The sequence below is a fragment of the Streptomyces sp. NPDC086777 genome (assembly GCF_040702065.1).
GTDB lineage: Bacteria > Actinomycetota > Actinomycetes > Streptomycetales > Streptomycetaceae > Streptomyces.
The window spans coordinates 38,434-62,871 of the sequence record NZ_JBFBJI010000038.1; the positions used below are offsets into that span (position 1 = coordinate 38,434).

Consider the following 24,438-nt stretch of genomic DNA (forward strand, 5'->3'; position numbering starts at 1 on the left):
GCTACGTCTCGGCCCGGCCGGCGGCGCTGACCGCCGGCTCGGCGGGCCCCGGTTCGACGAAGCTGTACGGCGGGAGCGGCCCGTTGACGCTCAGGTCGAGGTGCGGGTGGCTCTTGCGCAACCGCTCGACCCCGGCCAGGAAGGTCTCGGCGGAGTGCCGGTCCACCAGGAAGGACACGTTGACGAGCCATCCGGTGGAGTCGGGCCCCACGCCGACGGCGGCGGCCTCGGGTTCGAGCGCCTGCCGCACCTCGGCCGCGTCCTCGGCCTCGCGGGCCTGTACGGCGCCCACCACGAGCTCGCCGAGGCGCAGCCTGCTCTCGTAACTCCCCCCGCCCGCCTTCCGGTTGGCCTCGGCCAGGGCGCGCAGCTCGGGGTTCTCGGACATCACGCGGTGCAGCACGGCCTCTTCGACGTGACTGGCCTTGACGTTGTACTCGACCTTGCCGTCGAGGGTGCGCAGCCGCTCCCGGTAGTGGTCGGCGCGTTCGGCGAGGACGCCGGTGACGGCGTCGTCGTCCGGGGCCACGCTGCCGAACCGCATGGGCAGCACGCAGCCGCCGCCCCCGGCCTCCGCCAGCACGTTCTGGTGGGCGAGCAGGTCCCGGCGCTTGGGCCGGAGCCCTTCGGGGGCGTCGCTGACCACGGCGGCCAGGTCACCTTCCGTGAGCACCCGCACCCGCAGGGGTGGGTCGCCCACCCCGTCCATGCCCTCGGGCAGGGTGGGATGACCGGCGCTCGTGATGCCGTAGACGTAGGTACTCACTCCTGCTCCTCCCTCTCCTTGCGGCGGGCCGGGGCCTTGCGGGCGCGCGGCCGGGACTCGGTGTCACCCGAGCCCGAGTGCTCGTCGCGGGCCTGCTGGAAGGCGTCCGAGATCGTCTGGGCGGCGCCGGAGAGCGCGCCCTTCGACTTGCCCCGGGCACCGGACTCGGTGACCTCGCCGACGATGTCGGGCAGGCCGGGGTCCTTGTGCGGGCCCGACTCCAGGTCGAGCCGGTTGCAGGCCTCCGCGAAGCGGAGATAGGTGTCGACGCTGGCGACGACGACCCGTATGTCGATCTTCAGGATCTCGATGCCTACCAGGGAGACCCGCACGAACGCGTCGATGACGAGGCCCCTGTCGAGGACGAGTTCGAGCACGTCGTAGAGGCCGCTGCTGCCTCCGCCGCCGCCGGTCTGCTGTGCCGGTACAACCGTCATGCCTGTCCAACCTCCTTGGCGTGGTGCGGGTCCGAGGGCGCCGCCCGGCGGCCTAACGGCCGCCGGACCTGTGTGGGTCGGCGCGCCCGCGTTCGTAGCGGCTCACGCGCCGGTAGCCGGTGAGCTGTCCCTGCGGGTCGAGTTCGACCTGGTAGCTCGCCATCAGGCTCATGGTGTCGGGCACCCTGGACAGCTCCAGGACTTCGATCTCCAGCGCCCAGCCGTCCTCGGTCTGTTCGAAGGACGACACGGACTCGGCGGCCATACCGGTGAGCTCCGCGAGCTGGGCGCGCGCCTGGCGCAACACCTCCATGGGGCTCGCCCGGTGCGGTGCCGAGTCGGGTCCGTCGTCGCGCTTGCGTTCTTTGCGTGAATCCTGCGTCTGGGACGTGTCGTTTGTGTTCGTCATGGCCACCTCTGCGTCCGAGTGGCCGCAGGCTCCCCGGTCAAACCTTCACAACCGGACGTCACACGGCGGAGTCAGCCGGTTCCGCTGCGCAGTGCGTCGAGGCGTCGGCGGGCCGGACCAAGCGACCGGCCCCGGGCGGGGATGTCCGCCCAGGGTGTGCTCCGGTCCTGGTCGACGGCGTCGGCGACGGTCCAGCGCCGGGCGTCCAGGGCGGGGTCGGCGAGCTGGTCCCAGGTGATCGGCACCGCGACGGGGGCGCCGGGCCTGGCCCGTACGGTGTAGGGGGCCACCGCGGTCTGGGCGTAGGCGTGGCGCCCCGTGTCGAGGAAGAGCCGGTCGCCGCGCTCGTCCTTGCGGACGGCGGTGGTGAGCCGGCCGGGGTGCTCGGCGGCGAGCAGGTCGGCCAGGTCCCGGGCGAAGGCGTGGACCTCGTCGACGCCGTGGCGGCCGTTCAGCGCCACGACCAGGTGCAGGGCCCGGGACCCGGTGGTCATGGGCGCCGTCGGCAGCCCGAGCCGGTCGAGCAGGTCACCGGCCCAGCGGGCGGCCTCCCGCACCGGGGCGAAGTCCGTGCCGGGAGGGCCCAGGTCGATGACCAGCCGGTCGGGACGGTCCGGGGCGGTGGTGCGGGAGAGCCGCCGGTGCAGGGTGAGGCAGGCCTGGTCGGCGAGGTACACGAGGGTGGCGGTGTCACCGCAAACCACGTGGGTGACGGTCCCGTCCTCCTTGGCCACCTCGGCCCGCTCGATCCAGTCCGGGTAGTGGTCCGGGGTGTTCTTCTGCATGAACCGGGGGCCGCCCAGACCGTCGGGGTGGCGCTCCAGCATCAGCGGCCGCCCGCGCAGGAGCGGCAGCAGGTACGGCGCGACGGACCTGGAGCACGCGACGGACCTGTAGCAGTCGACGAGGTCGGCCTCGGTGTACTCCTTCGCGGCGCCGTCGCCGTCGCCGGGGAAGAGCACCTTGTCGGGCCGGTGCGTCCGCACCGTGCGGCGGCCCGCGCGTACCGGCCCTACCCCGTCCGGGGTCATCCCACGACCGCCTCCTCGACCAGCAGCCGGCCGGCCGCCGCGATGGCGTCGGCGTCGATCCCGGCGGCGTGCAGCTGCTGGTCGGGGGCGGCCGAGCCCGGCATGGTGCGGACGGCGAGCCGCACCAGCCGCGGTACCGGCCTGCCGTCCGCGAACGCCTCCGCGACCGCGTCGCCGAGTCCGCCCTCCTCATGGTGGTCCTCGACGGTGAGCAGACAGCCGGTCTCCTCGGCGGCGGCGCGCAGCGTCGGCCGGTCGACGGGCTTCACGGAGTACAGGTCGACGACCCGGATCCGGATGCCGTCCTCGGCGAGCGCGTCGGCGGCCTTCAGCGCCTCGTGCAGGGTGACCCCGGCGGCCACCACGGTCAGCCGGTCCTCCTCCGAGGAGCGCAGCACCTTGCTGCCGCCGACCGGGAACTCCTCGTCCGGGCCGTAGATCACCGGGCTCGCCCCGCGCGAGGTGCGCAGGTAGCGGATGCCGTCGAGCCCGGCCATGGTGGCGACGAGCTTGGCGGTCTGGTTGGCGTCGCACGGGTAGAGCACGGTCGAGCCGTACACCGAGCGGAACATCGCCAGGTCCTCCAGGCCCATCTGGGAGGGCCCGTCCTGCCCGATGGCCACGCCCGCGTGCGAGCCGACCAGGTTGATCCCGCTGCCGCTGACCGAGGCCATCCGCACGAAGTCGTAGGCCCTGCTCAGGAAGGCGGCGAAGGTGGAGGCGTACGGCACCCAGCCGCGGGTCGCCATGCCGACGGCACCGGCGACGAGTTGCTGTTCCGCGATGTAGAACTCGAAGTAGCGGTCGGGGTGTTCCTTGCCGAAGAGCTCGGTGCGGGTGGAGTCGCCGACCTCGCCGTCCAGCGCGACGACGTCGGCGCGGGCGTGGCCCAGGGCGACCAGCGCCTTGCCGAAGGCGTCCCGGGTGGCGACCTCTTCTCCCTTGTCGTAGCGGGGGAGTTCGAGCGCGCCCGTGGGCACCGAGTGCAGCGCGCGGGCGGCCGGCGGCTCCTGCACGTGGACCCGGGCGTCGCGGAGCCCGCCCAGTTCGGCGATGGCCTCCTCGGCATCCGGCAGCGGCTTGCCGTGCATGCCCTCGCGGTCCTCCACGGCGGCGACACCGCGTCCCTTGCGGGTGCGGGCCAGGATCACGGTGGGCTGTCCGGCGGTGGCCGCGGCCTCGCCGTACGCCCGGTCGACGGCGTCCACGTCATGGCCGTCGATCTCCACGGTGTGCCAGCCGAAGGCCTGGAAGCGGCGGGCGTAGGCGTCGAGGTCGTGGCCGTGGCGGGTGGGTCCGCGCTGGCCCAGCCGGTTGACGTCCACGATCGCGGTGAGGTTGTCGAGGTGCTCGTACCCGGCGTGCTCGGCGGCCTCCCACACGGAGCCCTCCGCCAGCTCGCTGTCCCCGCACAGCACCCAGACCCGGTAGCGGCCGTGTTCGAGGCGTTTCCCGGACAGCGCGATGCCGACCCCGACCGGCAGGCCCTGGCCGAGGGAGCCGGTGGCGGTCTCCACCCACGGCAGCCGGCGCGGGGTGGGGTGTCCCTCCAGGTGGCTGCCGAGCTTGCGGAAGGTGAGCAGTTCGGCGTCGTCGATGGCACTGGCCGCCTTGTAGGCGGCGTACAGCAGCGGCGAGGCGTGGCCCTTGGAGAGGACGAAGCGGTCGTTGCCGGGGTGGTCGGGACGCTCGAAGTCGTAGCGCAGGTGGTGGGCGAGCAGGACCGCCATCAGGTCGGCGGCGGACATCGACGAGGTCGGATGCCCGGACTCGGCCGCGGCGGCCGCCCGCACGCTGTCCACGCGCAACTGCTGGGCGAGTTCCACGAGTTCGGCGGTGTTCATGAGGCTCCTTCCGGAGGACGGTCGGTGACGTGTTCGGGGGCCTTCGGCAGCTCGGGCGAGGCCGTGTCCAGCGGCACCGACCAGGACCGCACGAGGCCCAACTGGACGCCCTGGCGCGGCAGTGCGGCATCGAGCAGCCAGTCGGCGGCGATCCGGGCCCGGCCCCCGGGCATGGCCGCCAGGTGGTAGCCGCGGGTCACCAGTGCGGCGGGCGGTCCGGACAGGGGCACCCCGAGCGGGTCGGCGGCGGCCTGCACACCGCCGAGATCGACGACGAACCCCAGGTCGCGATGGCGGTAGGGGCGCCGGCGCCGTCCGACACCGAGTGCGGCGGCCATGTTCTCGGCGGCCACCCGGCCCTGCCGCCAGGCGTGCTGCGCGGTCATCGGCGTGAACGCGCCGGGACGCGCGAGGTCGGGTACCGCGGCCGCGTCCCCGCAGGCGAACACGTCGGCACGGCCGGGCACCTGGAGGTAGGGATCGACGATCAGCCGCCCCTTCTCCAGAGGTTGCCCGGTGCCCTCCACGAGCGGGTCGGGCCGTACGCCCACGCACCACACCAGGGTCCGAGACGCCACGAACTCCCCGTCGGAGAGCAGCACCCCGTCCCGGGTGGCCTCCCGCACGGAGGTCCCCGTCCGCACCTCGACCCCCCGCCGGCGCAGCACCCGGTCGGCGGTGCGGGACAGCTTCTCGTCCATCCCGGGCAGCACCCGGGGCGCCACGTCCAGCAGCAGCCAGCGCGGCCGCACCCCGTACGGCAGCCGGTTGCGGCGGGCCAGCTCGACGGTGAGCATCCGCATCTGGGCCGCGACCTCGGTCCCGGTGTACCCGGCACCGACCACGACGAAGGTGCACCGCGCGGCGGCGAGGCCGGCGTCGGGGGCGACGGCGGCCAGTTCGATCTGCCGGATCACGTGGTCCCGGAGGTAGAGCGCCTCGGGCAGCCCGCGAAAGCCGTGCGCGTGCTCGGCCACGCCGGGGACGGGCAACAGCTTGTTGACACTGCCGACGGTCAGCAGCAGCCGCTCGTAGCCGAGGCTGCCCGTGGCGCCCTCGGGGTCGGTGTAGTGCACGGTCCGCCCGTCGAGGTCGATCCGGCCCGCCTCGCCCAGCACGGTCCGCACCCCGCGGAGGGCACCGGCCAGCGGGAGGGCGATCCGGCGGGGATCGAGGATCCCGGCGGCGACCTGGGGCAGCAGCGGCAGATACAGGAAGTAGTCGGTGGGGTTCAGCAGGGTGATCTCGGCACGGCCCCTGGCCGACCGCGCAAACGTACGGGCCGCGCGGTACCCGGCGAACCCGGCGCCGACGATCACGATCCGGGGTCGACGACTCACGGTGCGCCTCCGGGGATACGACGAGGTCCAAGGCCACCCACGTAACCGTAGGCGGGGCCCTCGAACTCCGCTCGCCGAAGCGCGCCCCCAAGGGGCGCCGGCGTCCCCCCGGGCGAAGGCTGAGGGAGGAACTGCGCGAGCGACCGCGCACGGCCCGCAGCCGACCGCTCGCCGCCGCGGCGGCGTTCTCCGTCAGCTCCGGTGATGAGGCGACTCCGGATCCACGTCCGGCCGGCCCGGCATCCCCGGCGGCTCCGCCGGGATCGGCGGATACGGCAGCCCCGTCCCGCCGGGCGGCGTCCCGGGCGCCGTCCCCCCGATCACCCGGTGCGGCGCGTGCGGCCTCTTCGGCCGCCCCGCCTCCCGCAGCGCGTAGGCCACCGCGCCCAGGATCACCGCGGTGACCAGCGCCGCGGCCCACGCCGGCAGCACGATGGCCCACGCCAGCCCCACGGCCAGCGCCACGGCGGCCCCGGCATACAGGGCGACCGCGCCGGACGCGCCGTACAGCATGGCGGCCCGCCGCCGCTTGCGGCCCTGTTCGCGCAGTTCGTCCCGTACCGTCTCGCGCGCGACCTGTGCCAGCTCGTCGACGAGATCCTTGTCCAGATGTTCGAGATGATCCAGGTGTTCCATGGCGTGCGGGTACCCGGTCCGGAATTGCCGTAACAGGAGATCACCGGAGGTGACACCATCCCGGCCCCCGGCAACTAGGCTCGTTCCCATGGAGATTCTGGGCGCCTCCCTGCGCATCTGCGTCGACGACCTCGATACCGCGATCCCGTTCTACGAACGCCTCTCCGGCGGCAGAGCCCTCCGCTTCGAACGCGGCGGCGTCCAGGTCGCCGCGGTCGGCTCCTTCCTCCTGATGAGCGGACCGGAGGCGGAGCTGGAGGTGCTGCGCAAGGTGGCCGCGACGATCGCGGTGAAGGACGTCGACGCGGCCCGCCGGCTGCTGGACGACCTCGGCGCCCGCATCATCGCGGGACCGCTGGCCACGCCCGTCGGCCGCAATCTGATCGCGATGCACCCGGACGGCTCGGTGTTCGAGTACGTCGACCAGCACAAGGACTGAACCAGGGCTGATCACAGACCCTGCGGCCGCATCCGGAAGTCGTAGCGGTCGGGCAGCGGCTCGTCACCGAGCCGCGCCCACAGCCGGTCGAGCGCGTCCGAACCCTCCCGCAGGTCGGCCACCTCGAACCCGGCGTCGAACACGGCCCGGGCCGCGGCCGGCCGGCCCTCGGCGAGCAGCAGTTCCGCCTCCAGGAGCCGGAACCGGCCGCGCTCCCGGATCGCGGGCAGCAGTGCCTCCCACACGGCGCGGGCGTCCGCGGCCCGCCGTACCCGCAGCAGCGCCTCGACGGCCTCGCGGCCGAGTGCCGCGCAGGCCGCCGTCCAGGTCTCGCCGTCGTCGCGGCGCTCCCGGCACAGGTCGTCGAAGGCGTCCGCGTACCGTTCCGCGGCCCGCTCGTGCTGCCCGTGCTCCTGGTCGGCGACGGCGAGGCAGCGCAGCAGCGGCCAGAGCGACGGGGCGAGCGGGAGGGCCCGCTCCCAGCTGCGGACGGCCTGGGCGCGGTCGCCGGCGTGCCACTGGGCGACGCCCAGGTGGTACTCGGTGTGCGGGGTGGCGGGGGCGGTCTCCAGCATGTCCCGCCAGTGCGGGGCGACCAGGGTCGGGCCGGGCGGCCGTACCCGGCGGGGTTCGGGCAGGGTGCCGGTGCGCAGCAGTTCCCGCCAGGGCGCCTGTTCCTCGGTCAGGGTCGACTCGGCGAACGGGGTGCCGGGCAGCTTCCAGTCGGCGCGCAGCACCTCGAGGGCGCCCCAGCCGGAGCCGGTGGCGAGGAGTTCACCGGGTTCGGTGTCGGCGTACGGCTTCCACGCGGCGTGGGCGGCCTCCAGCCCGGCGCGCGGCAGGGCGAGTTCGAGCCGCTCCGCGGTGTTCTCCGGCGTCGCCGCCGACAGCGGGCCGTACGCCTCCAGCCAGGACACCTCGCTCTCCGCGTCGAGGCGTACGTGCTCCAGCTGGGTGCGGGCCAGTCCGGCCTGGATCTCGCGGTAGCCGCCGGTGCCGGGGCCGCCGAGCCACTCCTGCCAGCGCCGGCCACCGGGCCCGGCCCCCCACACGAACTGTTTCCGGCCGCGCAGTTCGTCGGTGGAGGTCTGCACCAGGCCGTCGCCGTCGGCGTCCAGCGCGGCGATCCAGCGACGCCGCCCGTCCGGGATGTCGTAGAACCAGTCGACAGAGTAGGGGGGTCGGGTGGAGTGATCCGGAACGGGCCCCCGGTGCAGTCGGCGTTCCGGCCCGAACTCCCAGGCCTCCTCGGCCGGGACGACGATCCGACGGTCCTGCGGTACGGCCGTGTTGGACCACCAGTAGCCGGGCACCGGGTGTTCGTGCGGGTTGCGGACGCGGACGCCGGCGTACAGGAAGTCGGAGCCGTCCGGCAGCCAGAGGTCGACCTGGAAGGGCAGGTCGCGCAGCCGCTCCCACTCCCACAGGCGGAGCATCTCGCCGCCGTCGGGGGCGGGGACGCGGGCCGCGTGCAGGGGGGCGCAGGAGAGGGTGGTGTGGCCGCCGGCGCCGATGTTCCACTCGATGCCACCGGCGTACCAGGCGCCGTTGAGGGCGAGGTTGGCGGGCTGGAACACCGGGTTGCGGTACAGGAGTTCGCGGCCGGTGGGCAGGTGGACGAGGGAGACGACGCGGCCGCCGAGGCCGGGCAGGACGGTGGCGCGCAGCCGGTCGTTCTCGATCACCAGGGCGTCGAACTCGCGAGGCGTGCGGGTTCTGCCGTAGCCGTCGCGGATCCGTACCGGGAGGAGGCTGCGCAGCGGTTCGTGGCCGAGCCCGCGGACCATGTCCCGCGGCAGGGCCTCCCGGTCACGCTCCCCCACTGCCAGATGGGCGTGGGCGGCGCCCGCGTCGTCGAGGAGGCGGAGCGCCGGCAGCGGGTTGTCCGGGCCGAGCTCCGCCGCGGGCAGGGTCAGTACCTCACGTCGGATCCTCGTCACGATCACCATGGAACCCGGCGCCGGGTGAGCTGACCAGGGGAGCTGCCGGTCAGGATTGCGCAAAGGTCAGCGGCCGGCCCGCATCTCCGTCGTGATCGCCCAGCGTTCGTGGTCCCGCCAGGCCCCGTCGATGTAGATCATGTTCGGCGAGAAGCCCTCCAGCCGGAACCCGGCACCGCGGGCGAGCGCGATGGACGCGGCGTTCTCGGGCTGCACGTTGATCTCCAGCCGGTGCAGCCGCATCGGCCCGAAGGCGTGGTCCACGACCAGGCCCATCGCCTCCCGCATCAGGCCGCGCCCGGCCGCGTGCGCGAACACGCCGTAGCCGAGCGCTCCGCACTGGAAGCCGCCCTCGACGATGTTGTTGATGTTGATGAACCCGGCGATCGCCTCGTCGCGCTCCCCCGCCGCCTTCTCGCACACCAGGAAACCCGCCTTGCTGCGGTCCTCGATCAGGCGTCCCGCGTAGCCGGCGTAGGCCGCGTCGGTGGTGGGCGGGAACAGCCAGGGCTGGTGGAGGTCCTTGCTCTCCCGGGCGCGGGCGATGAACTCGGCACCGTCCTCGTAGGTGTACGGACGGATCCCCACCCGGGGGCTCTCGGCGAGATAGCGGGAAGCGGTGTGCGGCATCCCGACACCCTACGCGGAGCTACCTCCGGCGTTTCATGAAATACGCCCCGCAGAGTGCGCCGGTGATCCCGGTGGCGAGCGGGGCGATCCACAGGGGCGTGGTGACCACGGGCACCAGGAACCGGATCTCGGTGGCCCGGGTGTCCTCGAAGACGAAGACCAGGCCGAGGACGCCGAGCAGCAGGACGGCGATCCTGCCGGGGGCAAGCAGCACGCCGCGCCGGCCGCCGGTCCGCGCCCCGCTCTCCGGGACTTCGGGCTCATGCGGCCTGCGTGGTCCGCAGGGCCCCGCCCCGGCCGCCGGGCGCGGCCCTCCGGGTGACCTCTCAACGCAGGGCCGGCTCCCGCAGGGTCAGCGTGCCCGTGTCGGCGTCGAGCTCGGCGCTCACTCCGAGCGGGATGGTCAGGGCCGCCTCGCAGTGCCCGAACCCGAACTCCTCCAGCACCGGCACGCCCAGGCCGCCGAGCCGGTCCAGGAGCATGGGCCGGACCCGCTCGTAGGGCCCGCACCGGTCCCAGGAGCCGAGAAGGATCCCGGCGACGCCGTCGAGCAGGCCGGCCCGCAGCAGCTGCGTGATGCTGCGGTCGAGGCTGTACGGCGCCTCGCCGATGTCCTCCAGCAGGAGCAGGCCGCCCCGCGTGCCGGTGTGGGTGTGCGGGGTGCCGACGCCGGTGGCGAGCAGTCGCAGGCAGCCGCCGACGGTGACGCCCGTGGCCCGCCCGCCCACCAGCGCAGTGCCCCGGGAGGGGATGGTGCGGACCGTCTCCGGGGCGAAGAGGGTGGCCCGCAGGTGTTCCTGTGCCTCGGTGCTCTTGACGAAGTCGGCGCCGGCGGCCACCGGCCCGTACAGGGTGGCCAGGCCGAGCCGGGTCGCGAACGCCTCGTGCAGCACGGTCGCGTCGCTGAAGCCGACGAACACCTTCGGGCCGGCCGCGCGCATCGCGTCCCAGTCGAGCAGGTCGACGAGTCGCTGGGCGCCGTAGCCGCCGCGCGCGCACAGGACCGCGGAGACGGACGGGTCGCACCAGGCCCGCTGGAGGTCGGCCGCGCGCTCGGCGTCGGAGCCCGCGAGGTACCCCAGCTCGCCGTCCGTGGCGAGCACGTGGGGTGCCGCCACCGGGTCGAGGTCCCAGCCGCGCAGGATGTCGAGGCCCGCCTGGAGCCGGTCCTCCAGCACCGGCCCGCTCGGCGCCACGACGGCGACGCGGGCTCCGGCCCGGAGCCTGGCGGGCCTCGTCAGTTCGGTCACTTCGGCCGCTTCGGTCACTTCACCAGCTCCAGCTCGGGGATTCCGGGCACGTCCAGCCCGAACACCTGAGCGTAGAGGGCGAGTTCCGCCTCCAGCGCGCGGACCAGGGTCTCCGCGCGCCGGAAGCCGTGGCCCTCGCCCGCGAAGGTGAGGTAGGCGTGCGGCACCGGGCGGCCGTCGAGCCGGGCGAGGAAGCGTTCGCACTGCGCGGGCGGGCAGATCACGTCGTCCAGCCCCTGGAGCAGCAGGAAGGGCGCGGTGAGCCGGTCGGCGTGCTCGCTGGGCGACCGCTCGGCGTACCGCCCCGGCACCTCGGCGAGCGGGCCGATCAGGGATTCCAGGTACTGGGACTCGAAGTCGTGGGTCTCCCCCGCGCCCCAGCTGGTGAGGTCGAGGACAGGGTAGGAGATGGTGCCGCAGGCGTAGACGTCGGTGCCGGTCAGGGAGGCGGCGGTGGTCCAGCCGCCGGCGCTGCCGCCGCGGATCGCGAGCCGGGCGCGGTCGGCGGTGCCCTCCTCGGCGAGGGCGAGCGCGACGGCCGCGCAGTCCTCGACGTCGACCACGCCCCACTGCTCGCGCAGCCGCTCCCGGTAGGCCCGCCCGTATCCGGTGGAGCCGCCGTAGTTGACCTCTGCGACCCCGATGCCCCGGGTGGTGAAGTAGGCGATCGCGAGGTCGAGGACGAGCGGTGTCCTGCTGGTGGGGCCGCCGTGCGCCCAGACGACGAAGGGCGGCAGCTCGCCCTCGGGGGCCCGGTGGCCGGGGTGGTGGGGCGGGTGGATGTGGGCGTGCACCTCGCGGCCGCCGGGACCGGCGAAGGTGCGGACCTGCGGGTCGGGGTAGTAGGCGGGGTCGACCGCGTCCCGGTGCGGGGTGCCGACGACCCTGGTGTGGCCGGAGGCGGTGTCGAGTCCGACGACCTCGTGGGCGGTGCGCGGGCCGGCGCCGACCGCGAGCACGCGGGTGCCGTGCACGGCGAGGGTGGCGGAGAACTCGGTCCACGGCCCGGCCGCGTCGGCGATCTCGCCGGTCTCCGGGTCGAGTATCCCGAGGGTCATCGCCCCGCGGCCGTGCAGGACGGCGATCATCCCGTTGTCCAGCGGTGCGAACCAGTTCTGGCCGAGCCGCCACAGCGGCCCCGCGAACTCCTCCTCGCGCGGGCACAGCGGCTCGTCGTCGCGGTAGAGGTTCCACCAGCCGCTGCGGTCGCTGGTGTACAGCAGCCGGTCGTCCGCGGACCACTCCACCTGGGCGACGGCCTCGGTGGGGCCGCCGGCCGCGGTCCGGACGGAGTGCAGGACGCCGTCGTCGCCGACCTCGCCGACCAGCAGTTCCGTGCCGTCCCACGGCATCCGCGGATGGTCCCAGGCGAGCCAGGCGGCCCGGCGTCCGTCGTGGGTGAGGCGCGGCCCGGTGACGAACCGGTGCCGTCCGTCCGTCAGTTCGCGTACCGCGGCCCGGTCGTCGGCGGCTGAGCCGTCCAGCGGTACGGCGGCGAGCACCCGGCGCACGTCGGTGGGCGCGTCCCCGGTGAACTCCTCCAGCACGCACCAGACTTCGTCCCGGTCGAGCAGCAACTGCGGGTCGGCGAAGCGGGGTCCGGGCGGGGTCAGCGGCCGGGGCGCCTCGCCGGGCCGGTACAGGTACAGCCGCTGGTCGTCGAAGTGGACGAAGACCAGCAGCGGTTCGCCGCCGCCGTCGGGTACGGCGCCGGCCCAGGGCAGTCCGCCGTACTCGATGACCCGGCTGCGCACGTTCCACGGCGCGGGCAGCACGGACTCGCCGGTGGAGCCGCGGACCAGGGTCCGGCGGCCGCCCTCCGCCGGCCGGGGCTCGATCCACCAGGGCTCGTCACCGACGAAGCCCACCCAATCGGCGAAGCCGTCGTGCGCGGCCGCCCGGGCCGCGTCGACGGGTGAGGGCCACGAGCCGTACGCCTTCGTCTCCACGTTCTCTCCTCAACTCCTATGCCGTGCGCAGGAAGCGGTCCAGGACCCGGACGCCGAAGTGCAGGGCCTCGACGGGGACGCGTTCGTCGACGCCGTGGAACAGGGCCTGGTAGTCCAGGTCCTCGGGGAGCTTGAGCGGGGCGAAGCCGTAGCCGGTGATGCCGAGCCGGGAGAACTGCTTTGCGTCGGTGCCGCCCGACATGCAGTACGGCACCACGTGCCCGTCGGGGGCGAACTCCTCGACGGCGGCTCGCATCCGGGCGTACGTCGGCGAGTCCAGCGGCGCCTGCAGGGCGACCTCGCGGTGGTGGAACTCCCAGTCGACGTCGGGGCCGGTGAGGTGGTCGAGGGTGGCGCGGAACTCGTCCTCGGTGCCGTACAGGTAGCGCCCGTCGACGAAGGCGACGGCCTCGCCGGGGATGACGTTGACCTTGTAACCGGCGTTCAGCATGGTCGGGTTGGCGCTGTTGCGGACGGTGGCCTCGACCAGCCGGGCGGCCGGCCCGAGCTTGTCGAGGAGCAGGTCGACCTGGGTGAGGTCGGGCTGGATGCCGTAGAGCGCGGCGAGTTCGGTGAGGGCGGCGGAGACCGTCGGGGTGAGCCGGAGCGGCCATCGGTGCTCGCCGATGCGGGTGACGGCGGCGGCGAGGCGGGTGACCGCGTTCTCCGTGTTCACCTTGGAGCCGTGCCCGGCCCGGCCGCGCGCGGTGAGTTTGAGCCAGGCCGTGCCGCGCTCCCCGGCGGCGACCGGATAGAGGTGGCGTCCGGTGCCGTCGTGGAAGGTGAAGGCGCCGGACTCCCCGACGCCCTCGGTGCAGCCTTCGAACAGCTCGGGGTGGTGGTCGGCGAGGAACCCGGAGCCGTCCTCGGCGCTGGCCTCCTCGTCGGCGGTGAACGCGACGACGATGTCCCGCCGCGGCCGTACCCCTTCCCGCGCCCAGGCCCGGACCACGGCCAGGATCATCGCGTCCATGTTCTTCATGTCGACGGCGCCCCGCCCCCACACGACCCCGTCGCGGACCTCCCCGGAGAAGGGGTCGACGCTCCAGTCGGCGGCCTGCGCGGGGACGACGTCGAGGTGGCCGTGGACGAGCAGCGCGTCGGCGGCGGGGTCGGTGCCCTCGATGCGGGTGACGACGTTGGTGCGCCCCGCGGTCCGTTCCAGGAGTATCGGCTCCAGGCCGGCCTCCGTGAGCCGCTCGGCCGCGTACTCGGCGGCGGGCCGCTCCCGGCAGTCGCCGCCGCCGAAGTTGCTGGTGTCGATCCGGATCAGCTCGGAGGTGAACCGGACGACCTCGTCGAGTGCCTGCTGGTCAGCCATACTGCTCCTCCACCGCGGCCGAGACGATCGTGGTGACCGCCTTGAAGGTGCGGATGCCGTCGTACATGGTCCCCTCGGTGTACGCGACCTTCCGCTCGCCGACCTGGTCCACGCCGGGGACGACGGTGGCGGCCAGGGCGAGGTGTTCGGCGTCGAACTCCAGGGCGATGGTGAAGGGGCCGCCGGACACGGGTTCGTGGCGCACCGCGAGCGCGGTCGCGTCCTTGGCCGCGGCGCGGATGTCGGCGGCGGTCCGGGCCGGCGTCCGGCACACGGCCGCGTACCTGGACACGTGGTCCTTGACGGCGACCTTGCGGGCCTCCGGCGCATAGCCGAGGGCGTCCTCGCAGGCCAGGTCGTCCCCGGTGACGAGGACGACCGGAACCCCGTACTCGGCGACGACGTGCGCGTTGAGCAGGCCCTCGCTGGCGCGGACGTCGTTCAGCCAGACCCCGGTGACGGAGTTGGGCAGGTAGGTGTGGGCGAGGACGCCCTCCATGCCGGCGCCGGTGTGGTAGCCGATGAAGGCGACGCCGTCGACGTCACCGTGCTGGACGCCCTCGACCATGGACAGCGTCTTGTGGCGGCCGGTGATCATCTCGGCGCGTTCGTCGAGCTGCTCCAGGAGCAGGTTGCGCATGCTCCAGTGGGCCTCGTTGATGAGGACCTCGTCGGCGCCGCCGTCGTAGAACCCGAGGACGGCGGCGTTGACGTCGGAGGTGAACATCGGCCGGCACCGCTCCCACTGCGGCCCGCCGGGCAGCACGTCGCCGGGCCAGGTCACCCCGGTGGCGCCCTCCATGTCGGCGCTGATGAGGATCTTCATGGACTGTCACGTTACGCGTCGGAGGGGGCAGGGGCCACGGTGCGGACGGCGGGTCGGCCGCCGTCCGGTCCGCTCCCTCAGTTCGCGCGCCCGGCCAGCACCCACTTGGACGGCAGGACGATCGGCTCGCCGTCCGGCGTGGTCTCGGTGGTCGTCAGCGGGAGTTCGCCGCTCGCGAGGACGGTGAGGCCGGCGTTGCGCAGGTACTCCGGGACCGCGGCGTCGGAGACCTCGCCGGGGGCGATGCCGTGCCGGAAGACCGGGGCGAGCTTCGGCGGCGGTCCCGACGGGCTCTGCGCGAGGCCGCCGAGGACGGGCCGGGCGGCCTCGGCGAGCTCGACCAGGTAGGCCCTGCCGCGGCTGCCGACGAGGGTGGCGATGGTGTCGATCACCGGCTGCCGGTCGTCGGGTTCGCACTGGTGCAGGACGCCCCGCATGTAGACGTTGACGTCGCCGAGCTCCGCGTGCAGGGCCTGGGCCTCGCTCTTCTCGGCCGCGTCGAGCAGCCGGTAGCCGGCCTGTCCGTCCGGGTCGGCGTGCCGGGCGTGGTCCAGGGCGGCCTCGGATATGTCCGCGCCGAGGACGCGCGGGAAGCGGTCGGCGAGGAAGCGGGTCTGGGTGCCGTTGCCGCAGCCGAGGTCGACCAGGGGCAGGCCGGGGTCGGTGAGGTGGGGCTCGAAGAGGGCGGTGTGGACGGCGGCGGTGACGGCGGGTTCGGCGTCCCAGAACACCGCCCCCGGTTCTTCGGACGCCTCACGCCAGAAACCCTCCCAGGCACTGCGGTACCGACTCGTCACGCTCATGGCCCAACTCCCCAGGATTCAGCCGTATATGACTTGCCGTAAGACACGGGCCAGTACGGTTTACCTTGCGCGGGTTTCGGCCACAAGCGCCCGGAGCGTTCCTTCACTCCGCGTTCGACGTACGTGCGCCCCCTGGTCGGTGCCGGCCCGGGTCAGCGGCGCGGTGCGGTGAGCTCGAACCAGACGGTCTTCCCGGCGGACGTGCGGCTGGTGCCCCACTCCCGGGCCAGTGTGGAGACCACCCGCAGTCCGCGTCCGGCCTCGGCGGCGGGGTCGACGCCGAGCAGGGTCGGCAGGGTGTGGTCATCGTCGTCGACCTCGCACAGCAGGGTCTCGCCGCGGATCAGCCGGAGCTGCACCGGGCGGCTGTGCGAGTGCCGTACGGCGTTGGTGACGAGTTCGCTGACCATGAGTTCGGCCGGGTCGGCGAGCCGGGCGAGGCCCCAGTCGTGCAGTTGCTCGCGGACGACGGCGCGGGCCCGGCGGACCTCGGCCGGGTCGAGGGCGAGCCGCCATTCGGCGACGTCCTCGGGCGCGATGCCGTTGAGCCGGGCCATCAGCAGGGCGACGTCGTCCTTGCGGCCGCCGCGGGTGTTGAGGGCGCGGATGATGGTGTCGCAGGCGTCGTCCATGGAGGCGGCCGGGTGGGCGGCCGACTCGCAGAGGGTGGCGAGGCCGACACCGATGTCCTCGCCGCGCATCTCGACCAGTCCGTCGGTGCACATGACCAGCCGGTCGCCGGGTTCCACGCGCACCCGCAGTGACTCGAAGGCGACCCCGCCGACGCCGATGGGCGCCCCGGTGGGCAGGTCGAGGAGTCCGCTGCGGCCGTCGACCGCACGGACCAGGACGGGCGGGATGTGGCCCGCGTTGGCGAGGTGCAGTTCGCTCGCGATGGGGTCGTAGACGGCGTAGAGGCAGGTGGCGAGGTATCCGTCGCCGAGGCGCTGGGCCAGGTCGTCGAGGTTGCGAAGGAGTTGGGCGGGAGGCAGGTCCAGGGCCGCCATGGTCTGTACGGCGGTCCGCAACTGGCCCATCATCGCGGCCGAGTTGAGGCCGTGGCCCATCACGTCGCCGACGACCAGGGCGGTGCGGGCGCCGGGGAGTTTCACGGAGTCGAACCAGTCGCCGCCGACGCGCCCGAGCAGGGTGCCCGGGAGGTACCGGGTGGCGATGTCGCAGCCCGCCATACGCGGCGGGATGTGCGGCAGCATGCTGTCCTGGAGGGTCTCGGCGACGCTCTCCTGGTAGGTGTACATGCGCGCGTTGTCGAGCACGAGCCCGGCGCGGGCGGCGAGTTCGGCACCGGTGACCCGGTCCATGTCGTTGAACATCTCGCGCTCGGGGTGGCGCAGCAGGATCATGAAGCCGAGCACGACGTTGCGCGCCTTGAGCGGTACCACCAGCATCGAGCGGCCGGTGATCAGCGGCCGGATGTCGCGCTTCTCGAACTGGGAGGCGATGGCGTGGCCCATCTCCTCGCTGATCCGCGGCACCAGCACCGGTTCGCCGGTGGTCATGCACTGGAAGAACGGGGTGTGCGCCGGGAAGGGCATGGCCTCGCCGACGGGGACGACGTCGTCCCAGCGGCCGGGTTCGTCGGTGTGCTCCAGGGCGACCCGGTGCCACATGGTGGTGGTGTCGGGCACGCCGTCGGGGAACCCCTCGCCGGCGACGACCTGTTCGCGCAGGTAGGTGCCGGCGACGTCGGTGAAGCGGGGGACGACGGCTCTGCTGACCTCGACGATGGTGCGGGACAGGTCGAGCGAGGTGCCGATCCTGCCGCTGACCTCGGTGAGGAATTCCAGGCGGTCGCGGACGGCCGCGTACTCCAGGTCCTCGCCCTCGTCGTCGGCGAGTTCGACGGGCACCGGCAGGCCCTCGGCGGCGGCCCGCGCCGCGCGCTCGCGGCGGGCCAGCCGCTCGGTGCGCCGGGCGACACCCCAGTCGGGGGTCACGGGCACCCGGTCGTTCTGGCTGAACTCCAGGATCGGGTAGCCGAGTTCGAGGACCTGGGCGACGATCCGGGCGCTCTCGTCGACGCTCATGCTGGGCAGGATCTCGGGCAGCCTGCGGGCGAGCTCCTCCGCTCCGGGGAAGTCGGTGTGCAGGGCGAAACCCGGCGCGATGCGTTCGAAGGCGATGCCCTCGTCGCGTTCGGCCCGGCGCAGCCGCTCGGCGTCGGCGGCGAGCACCAGCAGCCGCTCGTCGCCCGGCCCGACCAGCGGGTACGCCCACCAGAGCACGTCGACGCGGTCGCGGTCGGGCACGGTGAGCCGGGCGCGGCCCGCGGCCGGGAAGTTGAGCCGTCCGTCGAGGGAGGACTCCAGGTCGGGACCGAGCCCGTCGTACGCCGCGTAGGCGCCGTACGGAGTGATCTCGTCGTCCTCCGGGAGTGCACCGGAGACGGGCAGCAGGTCGAGGACGGAGTGGCCGATGGCCTCCTCCTTGGCGGCCCCGAAGATCCGCCGGGCGCCGGTGCTCCAGTGCGAGACGTCGCCGTCACGGTCGACGACGACCACGGCCAGGGGGATGCGGCCCGACGTGCCGTACCCAGCACCGAGGCCGGGATGCGTGTCCCGCTCGCTGCCATGGTCCATGGCCCAGGCCCTCTCTCCCCACGGCTCCGCAAAAGATCTGTGCCGCCCGTCACTACCGTACGGTGGGCGCCGGTTGCGATGTGTGGCAATCCTGGAATTGGTTCCACCGGATGGCACCGGCGCGCAGGTCGGCGCCCCCGCACGGTGCGCGAACCGCGTCCACCGCGCCCCGGCCGCCCCCCGCTCTCAGTCTTCGTGGCCCAGTTGGAGATCGCGTTCGGTGCGGCCGCCGCCCGCGACCTGGAGGACGGTGGCGACCGGCGGGTAGCCGGCGGCGATGACGGTGTACTCGCCGGAGGACAGGTCCACGAACCGGAACGTTCCGTCGGCGCCGGTGGTGAGGGTGTCGACGACGTTCCCGGCGGCGTCCAGCAGCGTCACCCGCGCGTCCTCCACGGGCCGTCCGCCGCCTGCCCGGACGGTGCCCTTCAGCACGGCGCCGCCCGCGAGTTCGACGTTCTGCCGGGTCTCCCGGGACGCCTGGACGGTGACCGGGAGGGCGGCCGGGCGGAAGGCGGGCGCGCTGCCGGCGAGGGTGTACTCGCCGGCCACCAGCTCGGTGATCACGTAGCCGCCGTCACGGCCGCTGCGCACGCTGGCGACGACCTCGCCGTGGACGTTGGTGAGGGTGACGGTGGCGTCCCGCACCGGGGTGCCGTCGGCGGTGAGCACGCTGCCCGCCAGCCGCCCGGCGCCGCCGAGGACGACGTCCAGCTCGACGGGCCGCTCGCCGACCGTCACGGTGACGGCCTGCGGCTGGTGGCCACCGGCGGCGGCGATCAGGACGTACGACCCGGAGCCGGGCGTGGCCAGCGCGTACCGGCCGTCGTCGGCGCTGGCGCCGCGGCCGATCTGCCGGCCGACGGCGTCGATGAGGGTGAGCGCGGCGCGCGGCACCACGGTCCCGTCGGGGTGCTGCACCGTGCCGCAGACGGGGATCCCGGCGCCGGTGTGGGGCGACCGGGCCTGCGGGATCGGGGGGTGGGCGGCTGTCGGTTCCGTTTCGGCGGTGGGGTGGGACACCAGCGGTTTCTCCTTGAGGAAGCAGGCGACGAGCAGGCCGAGGACGAGCACCGGGACCAGGTAGAGGAAGATCCTGGGCATCGCGTCGGCGTAGGCGCGGATGTAGGCGTCGCGCAGTGCCGGGGGCAGCGCGTGGACGAGCTGCGGGGTGAGGGACTCGGGGTCGGGCAGGCGGGCGCCGGCCCGGGCGGGCAGACGCCGGTGCAGGGCGTCGGTGAGCCGGTCGGCGAAGAGGGTGCCGAAGACGGCGGCGCCGACGCTGCCGCCGATCTGCCGGAAGTAGTTGTTGGCGCTGGTGGCGGTGCCGAGGTCGGCGGGCGGCACGGAGTTCTGCACGGCGAGGACGAGCACCGGCATCACCATGCCGATCCCGGCGCCGAGGACGGCCATCCACACGCTGTACTGCCAGCGCGGGGTGCCGACTTCGAGGCGGGACAGCAGCCACATGCCCACGACGGACACGGCGCCGCCGAGCACCGGGTAGATCCGGTAGTGCCCGGTGAGGCTGATGAGCTGTCCCGCGACGATCGAGGCGCCGACGATCCCGCCCATCATAGGCAGCATCAGCAGCCCGGACCCGGTCGCCGACGCGCCGTCGACCATCTGGAGGTAGGTCGGCAGATAGCTGGCGGCGCCGAACAGGGCGACCCCGACGACGAGTCCGACCAGACCGGTGACGTTGAAGACGGAGTCCCGGAACAGCCGCAGCGGGATGAGGGGCTCGGCCGCGTGGTGCTCGGCGACGGCGAACAGCACCCCGGCGGCCAGCGCGCCCGCGCCGAGTCCGAGGCTGACGCGCGAACCCCAGGCGTACTCAGTCCCGCCCCAACTGGTCAGCAGCACCAGGCAGGTCGAGGCGGCGGCGAGCAGCAGGGTGCCCAGCACGTCGAAACGGGCCCGGACCCGGGGCTTGGGCAGTTTGAGCACGAGGCTGATGACGGCCAGCGTGATCAGCCCGAAGGGCACGTTGACGTAGAAGCACCAGCGCCAGGAGAGGTGGTCGGTGAAGTAGCCGCCGAGCAGCGGCCCGGCGACCGAGGCGAGGCCGAAGGCGGCGCCGATCAGGCCCATGAAGCGGCCGCGCTGCCGGGGCGGCACGATGTCGGCGATGATCGCCTGCACGCCGATCATCAACCCGCCCGCGCCGACGCCCTGGAGGGCGCGGAAGGCGATCAGCTGGTCCATGTTCTGCGCCCGTCCGGCGAGCGCCGAGCCGACGGCGAAGACGAGGATCGCGAACTGGAAGACGCCCTTGCGGCCGATGAGGTCGCCGAGCTTGCCGTAGACGGGGAGGCCTACGGTGGAGGTGAGCAGGTAGGCGGTGATCGCCCAGGACATCCTGTCGAGGCCGTGCAGCTCGCCGACGATCTTCGGCAGCGCGGTGGCGACGATCATCTGGTCCAGCGCGGCGAGGAGCAGGGCGAGCATCAGCCCGCAGAACACCAGCCGGGTGCGGCGCGGCCCGAGTCCGGAGACCGGGGCGGGTTCCGGCACGGGGGCGTCCGCGGACACCGCGGCCGGCTCCTCGTACTGCACCAGCGTCGTTCCGCCCACGTACCGCTCCCCTCGTCGCGCCTGCGCACAATTGCCGCCTTATTTCCCGTAGGGCGACAACTGCGAGCAAGCGCGACGAGTTACGGCACGAGACCGGCCGATCCGGAGATCCACCCGAACCGGTGAGGGAGCCAACACCCGCTGTTCATCGGGAGGTTGTGCGCCTCCGGACGAACCGGCGCGTGATCCGGTACTACTTCTCGACCTCGGTGGCGAGCTTGTCGAGCACCTGGTCGTAGATCCGGCCGAGGCCCTTGGGCGCGAAGGTCTTCTCGAAGAAGCCGCCGATGCCGCCGGCGCCCTGCCAGGTGGTGTGCACCACGACCCTGGACTTCCCCTCGCCGGCCGGGGTGACCCGCCAGGTGGTGACCATGGAGGAGTTGCGGTCCTTCTCGACCAGCTCGCCGTCGGTGGGCTCGCTGACCTCCAGGAGGCAGTCCCGGACCCGCTTGCTGGTGGCCTGCAGCTTCCAGTGGACGAGGGTGCCCTCGCCGTCGCCGCCCTCGCGCACCTCGTACTCGCTGAAGTGCTCGGGGAGCAGCTTCGCGCGCGTGCCGCTGTAGTCGGCGACCGCGTCGAACACCGTCTCCGCGTCCGCGCCGACGACCCGCTCCGTAGTGGCCTCGACCTGCGCCATCGCATTCCTCCAGCACCTGAGTTCTCGGGGTTGCTCCAAGCCAACCACCCCGGCGCCCGGCCACCCAAATCGGGGTGCCCATGCGGTCGGAAACGTGGTCGGAAACGGCGTTCGCGCGGTCTCCACGGATCGTTCGCACGATCATGGGAACAGATGTTCTATTCTGTGGGCAGTGCTACCGAGGAGGCGTCATGCGCTGGGAGAACCTCACCGAGGAGGCCGATCACGGCCGGGCCGGCACCGCGCTGTTCGGCGCGGACGCGGTCACGACCCGGACCTTCGACACGCCCGAGTTCCGGGGGATCACGTTCCACGAGGTGCGGGCGCGGTCGATCATCAACCGGGTACCGGGCGCCTCGCGGATGCCGTTCGAATGGACGGTGAACCCGTACCGGGGCTGCACGCACGCGTGCGTGTACTGCTTCGCCCGCAAGACCCACAGCTACCTGGCCCTGGACACCGGGATCGGCTTCGACACCCAGATCGTGGTCAAGGTCAACGCGCCGGATCTGCTCCGCCGCCAGCTCGGCTCGCGCCGCTGGCTCGGCGACCACGTCGCGATGGGCACCAACGTCGACTGCTACCAGCGCGCCGAGGGCCGCTACCGGCTGATGCCGGGGATCATCTCCGCCCTCACCGAGCACGCCAACCCGTTCTCGATCCTGACCAAGGGCACCCTGATCCTGCGCGACCTGGAGCTGCTGCGCCGGGCGGCGGACGTCACGGACGTCGGCATCTCGGTCTCGGTCGGCTTCGTCGACCCCGAGCTGTGGCGGACCGTGGAGCCGGGCACCCCGGCCCCCGAGCGCCGGCTGGACGTCGTGCGCGCCCTCGCCGGGGCCGGCATCGGCTGCGGGGTCCTGATGGCGCCGGTGATCCCGTTCCTCGGCGACCACCCGGCCCAGCTCCGGGCCACCGTGCGGGCGATCGCGGCGGCCGGGGCCACCTCGGTGACACCCCTGGTGCTGCACCTGCGGCCCGGTGCCCGCGAGTGGTTCATGAGCTGGCTCGCGGCCCACCACCCGCACCTGGTGCGGCGCTACGAGCGGCTGTACGCGGAGGGCGCCTACGCGCCCAAGTGGTACCAGCGCCGGATCACCCGTCAGGTGCACGAACTGGCCGAGGAGTACGGCATCGGCCCGAACCGCGCGGGCACCGCCCGCCGGATACCGGTACCGCCGGCGGAGGAGGAGCCCGCACTGCCGGAGCCGACCCAGCTCACCCTGCTCTGACCGAGCTCCGGGACCAGGAGCGTTCGGGCGCAACCCTCGGACCAATTGGGTCATTCATCGTCATAATGCGTTCTTCCGGGTCCCGTTTCCGGGACGATGCGGCGAGGACCGTGGCACGTGCGGTCCGCGACCCTCCGTCCTGGGAGGACCCATGCGAACACGCGCAGCCGTGCTGTGCGCCGTCGCCGCCGTCGTGGCCGGTCCGTTCACCGTCCCGTCCGCGACCGCCGCCACCCCAGCCCCCGTCCGGGCCGCTCCGGTGGCCTGGAAGAAGTGCGGCACCACCGACTACCCGACGCTCCAGTGCGGCTCGGTCAAGGTGCCCCTCGACCACCGCAACCCGCGCGGGCGGCAGATCACCCTCGCCCTCTCGCGCGTCCCGCACACCGCGGCGGCCTCTCAGGGTCCGCTGCTGGTCAACCCCGGCGGTCCCGGCGGCAGCGGGCTGACCCTCGCCGGCTTCGTGGCGTCCACGCTGCCCAAGAAGGTGGCCGCCCAGTACGACGTCATCGGCTTCGACCCGCGCGGCGTCGGGAAGAGCACCCCGGCGATCGACTGCGCCCCCGGCCACTTCGACCCGGTGCGCCCCGACTCGGTCCCGGCCACCGCCGCCCTCGAAGAGGCCAACCTCAAGCGGGTGCGGTCCTTCGCGGCGGCCTGCGGCAAGAAGTACGCGAAGCTGCTGCCCTACCTCGACACCGTCAGCGCCGCACAGGACCTCGACTCGATCCGCCGGGCTCTCGGCGTCCGGCAGATCAGCTACTTCGGCTACTCGTACGGCACCTACCTGGGCGCGGTGTACGCGAAGCTGCACCCGGACCGGATCCACCGCCTGGTCCTGGACTCGATCGTGGACCCCACGGGCGTCTGGTACGACGACAACCTGAGCCAGGACTACGCGTTCAACGACCGCCAGCGCGCGCTGATGGCGTGGATCGCGAAGTACGACTCGACGTACAAGCTCGGCACCGACCCGGCGAAGGTCGAGGCGAAGTGGTACGCCATGCGGGCCGCACTGGCGAAGAAGCCGGCCGGCGGCAAGGTGGGAGCGGCCGAGCTGGAGGACACCTTCATCCCCGGCGGCTACTACAACGGCTACTGGCCCTACCTGGCCGACGCGTTCTCCGCCTACGTCAACGGGAAGAAGACGGCCGCCCTGGTGGAGGCGTACCAGAACTTCGCCGCCGTCGACGGGTCCAGCGACAACGGCTACAGCGTCTACGCGGCCGTCCAGTGCCGGGACTCCGCCTGGCCGCAGGACTGGAACCAGTGGCGCAAGGACAACTGGGCGGCGTACGCGAAAGCGCCGTTCATGGTCTGGAACAACGCCTGGTACAACGCGTCCTGCGCCTCCTGGCCGACGAAGGCGCTGAAGCCGCCGAACATCGCCAACACCGAACTGCCGCCGGTCCTCCTCTTCCAGGCGACGGACGACGCGGCCACGCCCTACCAGGGCGGCGTAACGGTCCACCGCCTGCTGGCCGGCTCCGGCCTGGTCGTGGAGCAGGGCGGCGGCAACCACGGGATCACGCTCAGCGGCAACACCTGCCTGGACGGCCACCTCGCCGCCTACCTGACCGACGGCACGGTCCCGCACGGCACCGGCACCGCCGACGCGGTCTGCCGGAAGACGCCCGACCCGAAGCCCCTCACCACCAAGGCGGCCTCGACGTCGTCCCGCGGCTCGACCCTGCACGGTCTGCTGGGCTTCCGCGGCTGAACCGGTCCTGACGTCCCGTCGGGGGCGTTGTCGGACCCGTGGTCCACCATG

The 24,438-nt window shown here is 73.2% G+C and carries 21 protein-coding genes; 3 read left to right on the forward strand and 18 right to left on the reverse strand.

All coding sequences use genetic code 11. The features are described 5' to 3' along the window. Window position 1: 1 nt before the first annotated feature. From AB0472_RS36690 to AB0472_RS36720, 7 genes are all read right to left on the reverse strand, one after another. Window positions 2-766, reverse strand: coding sequence for a GvpL/GvpF family gas vesicle protein (locus AB0472_RS36690; RefSeq protein ID WP_366363176.1), 765 nt, complete (start codon window positions 764-766; stop codon window positions 2-4). Continuing rightward, a complete protein-coding gene (locus AB0472_RS36695; protein ID WP_366363178.1) occupies window positions 763-1,203 on the reverse strand; it encodes a gas vesicle structural protein GvpA in 441 nt (146 codons plus the stop codon). Before AB0472_RS36695 ends, AB0472_RS36690 begins: the two co-directional genes overlap by 4 nt. A 52-nt stretch (window positions 1,204-1,255) precedes the next feature. Beyond that, a complete protein-coding gene (locus AB0472_RS36700) occupies window positions 1,256-1,612 on the reverse strand; it encodes a gas vesicle protein (protein ID WP_366363179.1) in 357 nt (118 codons plus the stop codon). Window positions 1,613-1,683: 71 nt separating this feature from the next. Next, complete coding sequence (locus AB0472_RS36705; RefSeq protein ID WP_366363181.1) at window positions 1,684-2,643, reverse strand: ATP-dependent DNA ligase; 960 nt, start codon at window positions 2,641-2,643, stop codon at window positions 1,684-1,686. After that, the gene (locus tag AB0472_RS36710) at window positions 2,640-4,487 is read right to left on the reverse strand and encodes a transketolase (RefSeq protein ID WP_366363182.1); all 1,848 of its coding nucleotides are present in this window, start codon (window positions 4,485-4,487) and stop codon (window positions 2,640-2,642) included. Before AB0472_RS36710 ends, AB0472_RS36705 begins: the two co-directional genes overlap by 4 nt. Continuing rightward, window positions 4,484-5,827, reverse strand: coding sequence for an NAD(P)/FAD-dependent oxidoreductase (locus AB0472_RS36715; RefSeq protein ID WP_366363184.1), 1,344 nt, complete (start codon window positions 5,825-5,827; stop codon window positions 4,484-4,486). Before AB0472_RS36715 ends, AB0472_RS36710 begins: the two co-directional genes overlap by 4 nt. Before the next feature lie 192 nt (window positions 5,828-6,019). Further along, window positions 6,020-6,463, reverse strand: a complete 444-nt coding sequence (locus tag AB0472_RS36720; protein WP_366363186.1) for a phage holin family protein — start codon at window positions 6,461-6,463, stop codon at window positions 6,020-6,022. An 88-nt stretch (window positions 6,464-6,551) separates the two neighbouring features. On the opposite strand from AB0472_RS36720, the gene AB0472_RS36725 reads away from it, so the two are divergent. Then, window positions 6,552-6,902, forward strand: a complete 351-nt coding sequence (locus tag AB0472_RS36725; RefSeq protein ID WP_366363188.1) for a VOC family protein — start codon at window positions 6,552-6,554, stop codon at window positions 6,900-6,902. A gap of 11 nt (window positions 6,903-6,913) precedes the next feature. Here the strand turns inward: AB0472_RS36725 and AB0472_RS36730 are convergent, their stop codons facing one another. From AB0472_RS36730 to AB0472_RS36780, 11 genes are all read right to left on the reverse strand, one after another. Continuing rightward, the gene (locus AB0472_RS36730) at window positions 6,914-8,851 is read right to left on the reverse strand and encodes a DUF5107 domain-containing protein (RefSeq protein WP_366363190.1); all 1,938 of its coding nucleotides are present in this window, start codon (window positions 8,849-8,851) and stop codon (window positions 6,914-6,916) included. 57 nt (window positions 8,852-8,908) lie between these two features. Next, entirely contained in the window at window positions 8,909-9,472 is a 564-nt protein-coding gene (locus AB0472_RS36735; RefSeq protein ID WP_366363192.1) for a GNAT family protein, read from the reverse strand. Between the two features lie 19 nt (window positions 9,473-9,491). After that, window positions 9,492-9,686 (reverse strand): hypothetical protein, encoded by a 195-nt coding sequence (locus AB0472_RS36740; protein WP_366363193.1) that lies wholly within the window; start codon window positions 9,684-9,686, stop codon window positions 9,492-9,494. Window positions 9,687-9,798: 112 nt separating this feature from the next. Beyond that, window positions 9,799-10,722, reverse strand: coding sequence for an LD-carboxypeptidase (locus AB0472_RS36745; protein WP_366363242.1), 924 nt, complete (start codon window positions 10,720-10,722; stop codon window positions 9,799-9,801). Between the two features lie 14 nt (window positions 10,723-10,736). Then, on the reverse strand, window positions 10,737-12,671 hold the full coding sequence (locus AB0472_RS36750) for a prolyl oligopeptidase family serine peptidase (protein ID WP_366363195.1): 1,935 nt from the start codon (window positions 12,669-12,671) through the stop codon (window positions 10,737-10,739). 16 nt (window positions 12,672-12,687) lie between these two features. Continuing rightward, window positions 12,688-13,992 (reverse strand): M20/M25/M40 family metallo-hydrolase, encoded by a 1,305-nt coding sequence (locus AB0472_RS36755; RefSeq protein ID WP_366363197.1) that lies wholly within the window; start codon window positions 13,990-13,992, stop codon window positions 12,688-12,690. Continuing rightward, a complete protein-coding gene (locus AB0472_RS36760) occupies window positions 13,985-14,818 on the reverse strand; it encodes a M55 family metallopeptidase (protein ID WP_366363199.1) in 834 nt (277 codons plus the stop codon). The genes AB0472_RS36755 and AB0472_RS36760 overlap by 8 nt, the downstream gene beginning before the upstream one ends. 77 nt (window positions 14,819-14,895) lie before the next feature. Further along, the gene (locus tag AB0472_RS36765; RefSeq protein WP_366363200.1) at window positions 14,896-15,621 is read right to left on the reverse strand and encodes a class I SAM-dependent methyltransferase; all 726 of its coding nucleotides are present in this window, start codon (window positions 15,619-15,621) and stop codon (window positions 14,896-14,898) included. 152 nt (window positions 15,622-15,773) lie between these two features. Next, complete coding sequence (locus AB0472_RS36770; protein ID WP_366363202.1) at window positions 15,774-18,221, reverse strand: SpoIIE family protein phosphatase; 2,448 nt, start codon at window positions 18,219-18,221, stop codon at window positions 15,774-15,776. Between the two features lie 186 nt (window positions 18,222-18,407). After that, entirely contained in the window at window positions 18,408-20,798 is a 2,391-nt protein-coding gene (locus AB0472_RS36775) for an MFS transporter (protein ID WP_366363204.1), read from the reverse strand. 193 nt (window positions 20,799-20,991) lie between these two features. After that, window positions 20,992-21,435, reverse strand: a complete 444-nt coding sequence (locus AB0472_RS36780) for an SRPBCC family protein (RefSeq protein WP_366363206.1) — start codon at window positions 21,433-21,435, stop codon at window positions 20,992-20,994. Between the two features lie 191 nt (window positions 21,436-21,626). On the opposite strand from AB0472_RS36780, the gene AB0472_RS36785 reads away from it, so the two are divergent. Then, entirely contained in the window at window positions 21,627-22,667 is a 1,041-nt protein-coding gene (locus tag AB0472_RS36785) for an Rv2578c family radical SAM protein (RefSeq protein WP_366363208.1), read from the forward strand. Window positions 22,668-22,818: 151 nt separating this feature from the next. After that, on the forward strand, window positions 22,819-24,387 hold the full coding sequence (locus AB0472_RS36790) for an alpha/beta hydrolase (protein ID WP_366363210.1): 1,569 nt from the start codon (window positions 22,819-22,821) through the stop codon (window positions 24,385-24,387). Window positions 24,388-24,438 lie beyond the last annotated feature (51 nt).